The sequence below is a fragment of the Enterococcus dispar ATCC 51266 genome, from assembly GCF_000406945.1.
Taxonomy (GTDB): Bacteria; Bacillota; Bacilli; order Lactobacillales; family Enterococcaceae; genus Enterococcus_C; species Enterococcus_C dispar.
In genome coordinates this window covers 1283651-1296170 of record NZ_KE136354.1, presented here as the reverse complement: position 1 = coordinate 1296170, position 12520 = coordinate 1283651, and the positions used below count along the sequence as shown (strand labels likewise).

General features: G+C 36.7%; 11 protein-coding genes. 9 read left to right on the top strand and 2 right to left on the bottom strand.

The window, feature by feature from the left end:
• Window positions 1-143 precede the first annotated feature (143 nt).
• From hprK to RK01_RS06325, 6 genes are all read left to right on the top strand, one after another.
• On the top strand, window positions 144-1079 hold the full coding sequence (gene hprK / locus RK01_RS06350) for an HPr(Ser) kinase/phosphatase (RefSeq protein WP_016172464.1): 936 nt from the start codon (window positions 144-146) through the stop codon (window positions 1077-1079).
• Window positions 1080-1130: 51 nt separating this feature from the next.
• Window positions 1131-1961, top strand: a complete 831-nt coding sequence (gene lgt, locus RK01_RS06345; protein ID WP_016172463.1) for a prolipoprotein diacylglyceryl transferase — start codon at window positions 1131-1133, stop codon at window positions 1959-1961.
• 119 nt (window positions 1962-2080) lie between these two features.
• A complete protein-coding gene (locus RK01_RS06340; RefSeq protein ID WP_016172462.1) occupies window positions 2081-3100 on the top strand; it encodes an NAD(P)H-dependent glycerol-3-phosphate dehydrogenase in 1020 nt (339 codons plus the stop codon).
• Between the two features lie 13 nt (window positions 3101-3113).
• On the top strand, window positions 3114-4004 hold the full coding sequence (gene galU / locus RK01_RS06335; protein WP_016172461.1) for a UTP--glucose-1-phosphate uridylyltransferase GalU: 891 nt from the start codon (window positions 3114-3116) through the stop codon (window positions 4002-4004).
• A gap of 187 nt (window positions 4005-4191) precedes the next feature.
• Window positions 4192-4635 carry a DUF948 domain-containing protein gene (locus RK01_RS06330; protein ID WP_016172460.1) on the top strand — a complete coding sequence of 148 codons (444 nt, stop codon included), beginning with the start codon at window positions 4192-4194 and terminating at the stop codon, window positions 4633-4635.
• A 22-nt stretch (window positions 4636-4657) separates the two neighbouring features.
• The gene (locus RK01_RS06325; protein ID WP_016172459.1) at window positions 4658-5335 is read left to right on the top strand and encodes a YtxH domain-containing protein; all 678 of its coding nucleotides are present in this window, start codon (window positions 4658-4660) and stop codon (window positions 5333-5335) included.
• Between the two features lie 114 nt (window positions 5336-5449).
• Here RK01_RS06325 and RK01_RS06320 read toward each other — a convergent pair whose 3' ends face one another.
• Window positions 5450-6565: an aminopeptidase P family protein gene (locus RK01_RS06320; RefSeq protein WP_016172458.1), complete on the bottom strand. Its 1116-nt coding sequence runs from the start codon at window positions 6563-6565 to the stop codon at window positions 5450-5452.
• 198 nt (window positions 6566-6763) lie between these two features.
• On the opposite strand from RK01_RS06320, the gene ccpA reads away from it, so the two are divergent.
• Entirely contained in the window at window positions 6764-7765 is a 1002-nt protein-coding gene (gene ccpA / locus RK01_RS06315) for a catabolite control protein A (protein WP_016172457.1), read from the top strand.
• A 95-nt stretch (window positions 7766-7860) separates the two neighbouring features.
• Here ccpA and RK01_RS06310 read toward each other — a convergent pair whose 3' ends face one another.
• Complete coding sequence (locus RK01_RS06310) at window positions 7861-10359, bottom strand: transglycosylase domain-containing protein (protein WP_016172456.1); 2499 nt, start codon at window positions 10357-10359, stop codon at window positions 7861-7863.
• Between the two features lie 244 nt (window positions 10360-10603).
• Here RK01_RS06310 and RK01_RS06305 point away from each other — a divergent pair, with 244 nt between their 5' ends.
• Window positions 10604-11509 carry an AEC family transporter gene (locus tag RK01_RS06305; protein ID WP_016172455.1) on the top strand — a complete coding sequence of 302 codons (906 nt, stop codon included), beginning with the start codon at window positions 10604-10606 and terminating at the stop codon, window positions 11507-11509.
• 74 nt (window positions 11510-11583) lie between these two features.
• Window positions 11584-12474, top strand: coding sequence for a deoxyribonuclease IV (locus RK01_RS06300; RefSeq protein ID WP_016172454.1), 891 nt, complete (start codon window positions 11584-11586; stop codon window positions 12472-12474).
• The last annotated feature ends 46 nt before the right edge of the window (window positions 12475-12520 follow it).

The window sequence follows — 12520 nt, the reverse complement described above, 5'->3', positions numbered from 1 at the left end:
ATTACACCGGTATGGTCAGGCGGGACTCCTGACTTGAATGGAAGTAAGGCTTGTGACTGTTTTTTTCGTGCCCCTATCCTAGTAACTTTATTAATAGAATGGTAAAATGAGGCAGATTATACTTTTAGAAATGAGGGAATTATATGGCAGAAGTTGTCAAAGTCATCCAAATGGTTGAAAAATTAAATTTGGAAGTAGTGACAGGTTCGGACAAAGCATTAAATCGATTAATTAAAACTGCTGATATATCACGTCCCGGTTTAGAATTGACGGGCTATTTTAATTATTATTCTTATGACCGCTTGCAACTATTTGGGAGCAAAGAAATTACTTTTGCAGAGCGCATGATGCCAGAAGAACGTTTGATGGTGATGCGACGGATGTGTAATGATGAAACACCAGCCTTTATAGTGTCGCGGGGACTACCGATTCCAAAAGAAATGACCGATGCTTGTGAAGAATTTGATATTGCAATCTTGCGCTCCCCAATCTCAACTTCGCGTTTATTAGGGGAAATGTCGGCCTACTTAAGCAGTTTGTTAGCACCGCGAACAAGTGTCCACGGGGTTTTAGTGGACGTCTACGGATTAGGGGTATTAATTCAAGGCGACAGTGGCATTGGGAAAAGTGAAACCGCATTAGAATTAATCAAGCGTGGACACCGTTTGATTGCAGATGATCGTGTGGATGTCTATCAACAAGATGAATTAACACTTGTTGGGGAGCCGCCGCGTATTTTACAGCATTTGATTGAAATTCGGGGAATTGGGATTATTGATGTAATGAATTTATTTGGAGCTAGCGCTGTGCGGGGAAGTATGCAAGTACAGCTGGCTGTTTATTTGGAAGGCTGGTCAAAAGAAAAAACATATGATCGCCTTGGCTCAGCGGCTACCACAATTCAGATCGCTGAAGTGGATGTACCACAAATTAAAATTCCTGTTAAAACAGGGCGAAATGTGGCGATTATCGTTGAGGTTGCCGCAATGAATTTCCGCGCTAAAGCAATGGGGTATGATGCAACTAAAACCTTCGAACAACGTTTAAGCCAGTTAATTGAAGAAAATTCAGATAGTTAGGTTTAAAATTTTTTTGAAGTAACGATAATTTAATTGAATAGGAGTTTTTTCATGTTAGCAGTAGTCGATCGTGTCGCCTTTGAAGTTTTTGGTGTGGCCATTTATTGGTATGCCATTATTATTGTCACAGGTGTTATTATAGCGATGTTTTTAAGTTCACGGGAAGCTGTCCGGGTTGGTTTAAAAGCTGATGATGTGACAGACTTCATGTTGGTGGGGCTTCCAGTTGCGTTAATTGGAGCGAGACTTTATTACGTATTATTTGATTTACCCACTTATTTAAATAATCCGCTTCAAATATTTAATGTTCGTTCTGGTGGATTGGCAATTTATGGTGGTCTAATTGCAGGAGGATTGTGGTTGATTATTTTTTGTCGCCATCACTTCATCCCAATTTGGAAATTTTTGGATATCGCAGCCCCTAGCATTATATTAGCTCAAGGTATTGGGCGCTGGGGCAATTTTATGAACCACGAAGCTTATGGTGCCATTACCACCAAAACTTTTTTAACGAATTTGCACTTACCCCAGTTTATTATTGAGAATATGTATATTGACGGTCATTTTCGCCAACCTACTTTTTTGTATGAATCACTTTGGAATATATTAGGCTTTTTAATCTTAATTATTTTGCGAAACAAAAAAGTTTTTAAAGAAGGCGAAGTTTTCTTAGGTTATATTATTTGGTATAGTTTTGGTCGTTTCTTTATTGAAGGGATGCGCAGTGACAGCTTATATCTATTTGGTGCAATCCGCATTTCACAAGCGCTATCGTTTGTGTTGTTCTTTGCAGCGTGGGGAGTATTGCTTTATCGCCGTAAAAATAACGCAAAACTAAAAGATTATGACCGCGGCCATGGGAACAATCGTTTTTTAATTTAACTAACTGTTTCGCTGGTAATTGTGCTAAAATGAAGAATGTATCGTAACTTTCCGTTAGCGGAAAATAGTTTTTTATGACATTTTGTTGTAGGAAACTTTACAATCAAGGAGGGTTTATTTTGAAACAAAAAATTGCTGTCTTAGGACCGGGATCATGGGGAACAGCGTTAGCGCAAGTGTTATCTGAAAATGGTCATGAAGTAAGAATTTGGGGAAACAACCCTGCGCAAATTGATGAAATCAACACGTATCATACGAATCGTCACTATTTGCCTGATGTGAAGTTACCAGAAAATATTGTTGCAGTAAAGGATATCAATGAAGCGATTCGAGACTGTGATGCAGCCCTTTTTGTCGTTCCAACGAAAGCTATGCGAGTTGTTGCCAAAGAATTTGCTAAAAATGTGAAACATCAACCTGTCATTATTCACGCTTCTAAAGGTTTGGAACAAGAAAGCCATAAGCGTATTTCAGAAATTTTGACTGAAGAAATACCTACGAAAAATCGTAAAGCGGTTGTCGTTTTATCAGGTCCAAGTCACGCAGAAGAAGTGGTGCGTCATGATATTACCACTATCACTGCTGCGAGTGTCGATCAAAAAGCAGCTCAATATGTCCAAGATTTATTTATGAATGATTATTTTAGAATTTATACCAATGATGATGTTATTGGTGTAGAAACTGGTGCGGCATTGAAAAATATTATTGCCATCGGTGCGGGTGCGATTCATGGATTAGGCTATGGAGATGATGCAAAAGCGGCGATTATGACTCGTGGTTTAGCTGAAATCAGCCGTTTAGGTGTGGCAATGGGAGCTAATCCTTTAACGTTTATCGGTTTAAGCGGAGTAGGGGATTTGATCGTAACTTGTACTAGTGTGCATTCTCGTAACTGGCGTGCGGGAAATTTACTAGGTAAAGGTCATTCTTTAGATGAAGTTTTAGATAATATGGGTATGATTGTCGAAGGCGTTGCGACTACCAAAGCAGCAATGGAATTGGCGCAAAATTTAAATATTGAAATGCCAATTACGGAAACAATTTATAATGTATTGTATGATAATAAACCCATTAAAGATGCCGCTCGTGATATTATGTTGCGAGATGGACGAAAAGAAAATGAGTTTACTTTAAAATAAGGGAGTCTTAAAAATGAAAGTGAAAAAAGCGGTTATTCCAGCAGCAGGTTTAGGAACTCGTTTTTTACCTGCAACCAAAGCGATGGCAAAAGAAATGTTGCCAATTGTTGATAAACCGACGATTCAATTTATTGTGGAAGAAGCATTGAAATCAGGCATTGAAGATATTTTAATTGTCACTGGTAAGGCCAAACGTCCCATTGAAGATCACTTTGATGCCAATATCGAACTGGAAACTAATTTGAAAGAAAAGGGTAAAACAGACTTATTAAAATTGGTGGAAGAAACAACAGATGTTAATTTGCATTTTATCCGTCAATCTCATCCCAAAGGTTTGGGACACGCTGTCTTACAAGCCAAAGCATTTGTCGGCAACGAACCTTTCGTCGTGATGCTTGGTGATGATTTAATGGAAGACAAAGTACCTTTAACAAAACAATTAATTAATGATTACGAAAAAACGCATGCTTCTACTATTGCCGTAATGAAAGTACCTCATGAAGATACTTCAAAATATGGCATTATTAATCCTGGTGAGCAAGTACAACCTGGTTTGTACAATGTTAAAAACTTTGTTGAAAAACCAACACCTGACAAAGCACCAAGTGATTTGGCAATTATTGGACGCTACTTATTAACGCCAGAAATATTTAACGTGTTGGAAGTGCAAAAACCTGGTGCCGGTAATGAAATTCAATTAACAGATGCTATTGATGAATTAAATAAAACACAACGCGTTTTTGCACGGGAATTTAAGGGTCAACGTTATGATGTTGGCGATAAACTAGGTTTTATGAAAACTAGTATTGATTATGGTTTAAAACATCCAGAAGTAAAAGATGGTTTAAAAGACTATATCTTAGATTTAGCTGCAAATTTTAAACAAGATCAAAAAACAAAATAGAATTATAAAACCTATGTGAGATTTTTTCTTACGTAGGTTTTTTGTTTTTGGAAGCGGCTTACAAAAGGATAGGAGTAGGAAAATAGAAAAATTCAGCTGTTCTTTTTATTTGTTTCAAAAGATTCCTCGTGATATGCTTAAGGTGACGGAATTTAAAAAAATTTCAGTGTTGGAAAGGAGTTTTGGCATGAGTGGAGGAGAAATTGCAGCATTAATTGCAGCGATTGCCTTTGCTGTTCTAGTGGTATTTGTTATTCGTTTACTAGCCCAAGTGCAAAAAACAGTAGCAAGCGTCAGTACAACTGTGGAGGAAGCAAACAAAACAATTCGAGTAGTTACAAAAGATGTAGATGTTTTAACTAGTGAAGTAGAAGGATTATTGGTTAAAACGAATACGCTACTAAATGATGTTAACGGGAAAGTCGCTACCATAGATCCGTTATTTACAGCTGTTGCTGATTTAGGGGAAAGTATTTCAGAGTTAAATCGCTCTGGTAAAAATGCAGTTGCAAAATTAGGTGCAGTTGGAAAAACCACGGCTCAAGCAACGGTGGCGGGAAAAGTTGGCCAAACTGCATTAAAATTTTTCAATAAACAACGGGAACAAAGCGCAAATTCAAAAAGCGAATAGATAAAAAAATGGAGGGATTTCAATGGGAAAAACAAGTGGATTTTTATTAGGTGCTGTAGTCGGAGGTGCCGCAGCGGCCGCGGCAGTAATGTTGCTTGCGCCAGAATCAGGGAAGGAATTGCGTAAAAAACTCGCTGACCATACCGATGATTTATTAGATTTTGCTAGTGATTATGCCGATATGGCAAAAGAAAAGAGCCAAGACTTAACCGATATCGCCAAAGATAAAGCAGTTAAATTAACACAACAAGCTGAAGAAACAGCTGATAGCTTAAAAAATAAAACTGGCGACTCTCTAGATGATTTGCAAGATTCCTCTAAAGATTTAATTGCCAATTTGAAAAAGCAAACTGGCGATTTATCCGAAAAATTCAAAAAATCAGCCGCTGAGGTAAAAGAACAAGGTGCAGATATTGCAGACGATAAAAAAGAAGACATCGATGATATTATTATTGATGCAACAGACAGTGCCAAAGATATGAAGGAAACTGTAAAAGAAGGCGTTGCACAAGCAAAACCGATCGCAAAAGATTTAAAAGAAAATACAGAAGATGCTGCAAAAGAAGTTACTTCACAAGTGAAAGATGAAGCTTCTGATGCAAAGAACGTTACCAAAGCAGAAACAAAGATGGCAGCCGATGATTTTAAAGAAGCTGAAAAAGAATTAAAAGAAAAGATTGAAGAAAACAATCCTGAGTAATCGTTTTATAGAAAAATCCCTTGGAGAAATTTCTCCAAGGGATTTTTCAATTTCAATTTATAAGAAACAGTAATACTCACTTATTTTGCGATCAAAGAGTACGCTATAACCTTATTAATCAGCTTTACGGGTGATAATTTGCAATTCTTTTGGCGTTTGAGTGAAGGATTCGCACCCGTTGTGTGTAACATGAACACAATCTTCGATACGAACACCCACTTCGCCTGGTATATAGATGCCAGGCTCAATAGAAAAACACATTCCTTCTTCAATCACTAAATCATTGCCTTCGACTAGGGAAGGAAATTCGTGAACCGTTGTACCAATACCGTGCCCTAGGCGGTGATTAAAATATTTACCATAGCCTGCTTTTTCAATGACATTGCGAGCTACTTGATCAATTTGAGCAGCAGTAACGCCCGGGCGTACAAAATTTTGTGCTGCTAATTGGGCTTCTAAGACAATTTGATAAATCTTTTCTTGTAAAGCAGTTGGTTTTTGGTAAGCGACAGTACGAGTCGCATCGCTACAATAACCTTTCCAAATAACCCCTAAGTCAAAGAGAACTAATTCATTTGGTACAATTTTCCGTTCTCCTGGAGCACCGTGAGGATTTGCTGCATTATCCCCAGCTAAAACAATGGTATCAAAACTCATTTGACTAACACCGCGTCGTTTTAATTGATATTCAATTTCGGCAGTGATTTCAGCTTCTGAGGCACCTGCTTGAATAGCTGCAAAGCCAATTTTGAAGGCTTCATCAGCCCAAGCACCAGCCTCTTTTAACAGCGTAATTTCTTCAGTTGTTTTACGTAATTGGCTCTGTTGGATGACAGGAGTCAAATCAAAATTAAAATCGGTATGAAGTAAAAGTGAACGCAAGATTTCAAGACGATCAACAGTTAAGTGATTTTTTTCAATGGCAATTTTTTTAGGTTCATCGTAACGTTCCTTTAGAGCTTGTACAATTAATTGCCAAGGATTTTGATTATCAGCATAACCTAAAACGTCAAACTTCCAACTACTATTTTTAGCGGTTTCAACTTCTAAAGCAGGAGTAAATAAAAATGGGTCCGCTGTAGCTGAAATAAAAAGTGCGAGTACGCGCTCATGAGGATCACTAGTATACCCAGAATAATAGGCAATGTGATCTGGGTTAGAAATGTAGGCTAATGGAATATTGTGAGAGTTTAACCATTTTTTTAATTCTTCGATTTTTGCTAAATTCATAAGGAAACCTTCTTTCGGAATAATCAATATTATTTTAACACACTTCTTTTAAAAAAGAATTTTTGAAAAATGATAAAAATTTTCAGGAAAGAGAAGTAAAACGGTTGCATTCTCTATCTTTCCATGCTATTCTATCAAAGAAATGTAAATGGCATTTTCAGAAAATAAAAATCAACCAATTAAATAAGGAGATATGAAATGGATAAACAAACAATTACAATTTATGATGTTGCCCGTGAAGCCAACGTTTCGATGGCTACTGTTTCTCGTGTGGTCAATGGCAATCCTAATGTAAAACCTGCTACTCGTAAAAAAGTTTTAGAGGTTATCGATCGTCTGGACTATCGACCTAATGCTGTGGCACGAGGTTTAGCTAGCAAAAAGACGACGACTGTGGGCGTTATTATTCCTGACGTTAGCAATATGTATTTCTCTTCATTGGCACGTGGGATTGATGACGTGGCGACAATGTACAAATACAATATTATTTTAGCTAACTCTGATGGCGATACGCAAAAAGAAGTAAATGTATTAAATAATTTGTTGGCAAAACAAGTTGATGGCGTAATTTTCATGGGGCATCGCATTACTGATGAAATTCGCGGAGAGTTCTCTCGTTCAAAAACCCCAGTTGTATTAGCCGGATCAATTGATCCCGATGAACAAGTCGGCAGCGTGAACATTGACTATACGAATGCAACAAAAGATGCCGTGAATCTATTAGCAAAAAATGGTAATGAAAAAATTGCTTTTGTGAGTGGTGCATTGATTGATCCAATTAACGGTCAAAATCGTCTCCAAGGTTACAAAGAAGCTTTGAAAGAAAATGATTTAGATTATAATGAAGGTTTAATTTTTGAAGCAAAATACAACTTTAAAGATGGCATCTCTTTAGTATCTCGTTTGAAAAATAGTGGTGCTACAGCGGCTTTTGTCACAGATGATGAATTAGCTATTGGTATTTTAGATGGTTTAGTGGATGAAGGTGTTAACGTACCTGAAGATTTTGAAATTTTGACAAGCAATAATTCATTATTAACAGAGGTTGCGCGACCTCGTCTATCTAGCATCACACAACCTTTATATGATATTGGGGCAGTTTCGATGCGCTTATTAACTAAAATGATGAACAAAGAAGAAGTCGAAGAAAAAACTATCATTTTACCATATGGTATTGATGAAAAAGGTTCAACAAAATAAAACAGAAAAACGTCTGCAGGTTTTGTGGACGTTTTTCTGTTTTTTTAAGAACAAAAGATGGTGAGAAAAAAGCAGGCGAATTTCGCCTGCTTTTATTATTGTCCGTTATTATTATTCGTTGTGCCGTTGCTGCTATTGTTGCCATTGGTATTGTTAGCAGTCGTATTAGCGTTATTAGAATTACTTCCATTATTGTTAGCAGTCGTTGCATTATTACTATTGCCACTTGTGGTACTGTTGCTACTTGTATTATTACTGTTTTTTTGCTGAGTACTAGTTTTTGACTTGGCATAAATTTTGTTCCAATAATCAGCATAATTGGCATCAGTTCCACCAATACCAAAGCGGTAATTACTGTCTGCTGGACCATTTTTTGCCCAAAGAGAGGTAGTTGTATCATTTGGTACTTGCACTGTGGCGCCATTATAACTGATACTTCCGGGTAATTCACCTGTCGCTTTAGCAACCGTTTCTTGTTTTACAGAATCATCTAACTTGAATTTTTGATCGGTACCAAAAATTTCGGGATTAGCCATATAAATCCGATTAATTAAATAGGCCATGTAATTTCCGGTTCTGGTTCCTGCCCCGTCGTCATTTTTTTCTTTTTGACTATCCATACCAGACCAACTTCCAATAGTGACCTTAGGTGTGGAAACAATTAACCATGAATCACGGTAGTAGTCTGATGAACCAGTTTTTCCAACCCAATCGGCTTGACCTAAGTACCAGTTCAAATTACTGATTGTAGACTTGAATGGAGTGGTAATTCCCTGACTTAAAACGTTGCGCATCAAATTGTTCATAATTGAAGCTGTAGCTTTAGAGAAAACCCGTACTGGTTTATTTTCATGTTTGTAAATAGCTTTACCTTGACTGTCGGTAATCGCTTCAATCAAATAACCTTGTTGGTAGACACCACCATTAGCTAAAGCTTGAAAACCATTTGTTTGTTGAACGGTAGTCACATCCATTGGTCCAAGAGGGGCAGATTCAACATTCCACGAATTGTTCGCGGGGAAGTTCATTTTTGCTAAATAATTGTCATATACAAAATCAGCAGATTTCTTTTCTTGCAACTCTTGATAGACATGATAAGCGGTAATATTTGTTGACTCTGCTAAAGCATCTTCCACCGTTTGGAAAGTTTTTGAGCCTTTATTAGTGGCATTAACAATTTCTTTGCCCGCATCTTCTCCAGCTTTCCATTTAGCAGGATAATCAGAAATGCGGGTTTGACTACCGATTAAGCCTTGGTCAATAGCAGGACCATATACCAAGATTGGCTTGATAGTGGAACCAGCCGCTCGTGAGGTGTCAAAAGCATGGTTATTTTGGTTATCGCTAAAGTCACGACTGCCAATAAAGCCCAAGATTTTACCAGTAGCATTGTCCATCATGACATTTCCTACTTCGATTTTATCACCACTATAGTTATCTAACATGTAGCCGTATTCTGCGACACCTTTTTGCATGGCGTCATAGATTTTTTTATCAATCGTCGACTTAACGGTATAACCGCCATTAATTAATTCATTTTGTGCTTTTTCGAGATAAGCTTCTTTGGTCTTTTTCTTTTCATAATCTTGTGTTGAAACGCCATCGTCTTTTGCAAGTTGTTGTGCTACGATACTTTTGGCCTCGTTCATGACTGTATAATATAAGAAGCCGTGGTCATCATTATTTTGCGTTTGTTGTTTTAAGAAGTCTTTTTTCAAATCGTACTTTTTAGCAGCCTCGTATTCTTTTTTACTAATATCATGATTACGATACATACTAAAAAGAACAAAATCTTTTCGTTCCAAGCCCGCAGTCACATTTTCTTTTAATTTACCGGTATTGTCAAAAGGACTATATACGATTGGGCTTTGTGGCAAACCAGCAATAAAAGCTGCTTGTGGTAAGTTGACATCTTTAGCGTCTTTACCAAAAATCCCCTTGGCAGCTTCTTGAACCCCGGCGATATTTTGGCCTTTATTATTACGACCAAAAGGGGAGACGTTTAAATACATCGTGACAATTTCATCTTTACTAAAGAATTTTTCCACTTCCATAGCTAAGAGAATTTCATTGGCCTTACGCTTGAAGGTTGTCTCACTAGTTAAAACCTGTTGCTTAACGAGCTGTTGGGTTAAAGTGGAACCGCCACCGCCACCAAAACCTGTTGCTTCGGATAAAAGTGCGCGCACAACCGCTTTTGGTACCACCCCGTTATGCTCATAAAAATACTCATCTTCTGTTGCAATAATCGCTTTTTTTAATAGGTTTGAAATTTGATCAGACTTTACTGATGTTCGAAATAAATCAGAACGGATAGTCGCGATCGAACTGTTATCGGCATAAGTTAACTTAGAAGTTTGGGAAACATCTCCTAATTCTTTTTGCATGGTCGCTTTATTAGGGGCTGGTGTATCTTCGACTAAATAAGCGAAATAACCCGCACCAATCCCCAGTGCCAATGCACCGCCGATAATCAAACACGAAATTCCCACTAAAATTAAGGAATGTAGAACCCGTAATGAAATATTAAAATAAAACCAGCCCTTTTTTCGATCGGAAAAAGGCTCATTATGATGTTTTTGCTTTTTAGGCAATGACTTTCACCTCAGTTTTAAATTTACCGTGTCATTATAGCAAAAAAGTTCTTAAATAGATAGATTTCTACTATTATGGTGGGGAAATACTAAGAAAAAACCAAACATTTACTTATTATAATGGGGATAAAAAGATTTTTCATATTTGTTTTTACCGCTATGCTAAAATATAAATTAATAAGTAATTATCATCAGACATGTGTAAATAATGTTTATAAAATTTCTAAATATAAGGAGTGGTGTTGTGCAAGCGATAGTAATAAGTGCTTTTAGTTTATTATTTATTATTTTCTTGGGATTTCTTTTCAAACGTTGGGGAATTTTTAGTAAAGCCGATGGGAATATGCTTTCACAAATTATTTTAAATTTGACTTTACCAGCTGCAATTATTGTCAATTTAGCTCAGTTAACAGTGACGTTGAATCGGATTTCTTTAATATTTATTGCGGTCGGCTTTACTTTGATACAATTAATTTTATTTCGTTTTTTCAAAGGAAGACAAAGCCGTGACGATTTATCATTTAGTTTATACATGGGTTCTGGATTTAATATTGGCAATTTTACATTGCCTTTTGCCCAAAGTTTTATGCCTCAGGCAATTCCACTTATTTCTCTTTTCGATATTGGTAATTCTGTTATGCTGGCAGGTGGAACGGGATTAGTAGTCGAAATGTTAACAGGAGAAGATTATAATTTTGATTTAAAATTATTTTTTAAAAGACTAGGACGCAGTGTTCCTTTTGTTTGTTATCTGGTAATGCTTATCTTACGTCTTGTGGAAGTTGAAATTCCATCACCATTCCTTATAGTTGCTTCTCCAATTGCTAATGCCAATACTTTTTTATCAATGTTTATGATTGGCCTTTACTTAGAGTTTAAACTCCCAGAAAAAGCACGGTTGTTAGTTATGAAAACGTTGTTTTTACGCTATCTGATTGGTCTATTTCTAGTAATCGTGATTCATTTTATGCCGCTTGATCAGTTAATGAAAATGGTGTTAAGTATTTTAGCAGTAACACCTATTCCAATATTTAATGTTATTAATGCAGTGCTAACGGGTAGTGATGAGGAAAGTGTGGGTTTTTGCTCTTCTCTTAGTTTTTTAATCAGTTTACCGTTAATGACAGCATTAATTTTTGCTTATCGTTAAAATTGAGCGTAAAGGTTTCTTTTTAAGAAAAGCTTGATTACAATAATAAAAAAGTGAATGAAAGAAGTGAAGAAATGTTAATTGGTTCCCACGTGTCTTTTAAAGCCAGTAAAGCACTGGTCTCTTCAGTGGAAGAAGCGTTAGGCTATGACGCAAATACCTTTATGCTTTATACCGGAGCACCACAAAATACCCGACGTAGCGAGATGAATCAAGAGAGTATTGCTGCGGGTAAAAAACTAATGAAAGAAAATGAGATACAGGATTTTGTGGTACATGCGCCTTATATCGTGAATTTAGGTAATACAATTAAGCCGCAAAATTTTGGTTTTGCAATTGAATTTTTACGCTCTGAAATTGTCAGAGCTCAAGAGCTTGGGGCCAAACAAATTACGCTCCATCCCGGAGCTCATGTTGGCGCAGGACCTCAAGCTGGTATTAATCAAATTATTAAAGGATTAAATGAAGTTTTAACCAAAGACCAGATTCCTCAGATTGCCTTAGAAACAATGGCCGGAAAAGGGACAGAAATTGGCCGTAGTTTTGAAGAGTTGGCAGCAATTATTGAAGGAGTTACTTTAAACGATAAACTATCTGTCACTTTTGATACATGTCATACAAATGATGCTGGCTATAATGTCAAAGAAGACTTTGATGGCGTTTTGGCTGAATTTGATCAAGTGATTGGGTTGGAACGTTTAAAAGTGGTTCATTTAAATGATTCAAAAAATCCGCGGGGAGCTAAAAAGGATCGGCATGCTAATTTAGGTTTTGGAACCATTGGCTTTGATGCGTTACATTATATTGCCAATCATGAAAAACTTGTTTCTTTGCCAAAAATTCTTGAAACACCTTATGTAGGTGAAGAAAAGAAAAATAAAAAGCCCCCCTATAAATTTGAAATTGCGATGCTGCGCAACGGAGTTTTTGATCCAAACTTATTAGAAAAAATAATGGCACAATAAAATGAATCTAATATAAAGTATTCGCGCAAAAAAATAAATAAAGTAG

Excerpts from the sequence above, each read along its gene's own strand:
- ccpA (WP_016172457.1), top strand. The coding sequence starts at position 6,764 with ATGGATAAACAAACAATTACAATTTATGATGTTGCCCGTGAAGCCAAC.
- galU (WP_016172461.1), top strand. The coding sequence starts at position 3,114 with ATGAAAGTGAAAAAAGCGGTTATTCCAGCAGCAGGTTTAGGAACTCGT.
- RK01_RS06300 (WP_016172454.1), top strand. The coding sequence starts at position 11,584 with ATGTTAATTGGTTCCCACGTGTCTTTTAAAGCCAGTAAAGCACTGGTC.
- hprK (WP_016172464.1), top strand. The coding sequence starts at position 144 with ATGGCAGAAGTTGTCAAAGTCATCCAAATGGTTGAAAAATTAAATTTG.
- RK01_RS06320 (WP_016172458.1), bottom strand. The coding sequence starts at position 6,565 with ATGAATTTAGCAAAAATCGAAGAATTAAAAAAATGGTTAAACTCTCAC.
- lgt (WP_016172463.1), top strand. The coding sequence starts at position 1,131 with ATGTTAGCAGTAGTCGATCGTGTCGCCTTTGAAGTTTTTGGTGTGGCC.
- RK01_RS06325 (WP_016172459.1), top strand. The coding sequence starts at position 4,658 with ATGGGAAAAACAAGTGGATTTTTATTAGGTGCTGTAGTCGGAGGTGCC.
- RK01_RS06330 (WP_016172460.1), top strand. The coding sequence starts at position 4,192 with ATGAGTGGAGGAGAAATTGCAGCATTAATTGCAGCGATTGCCTTTGCT.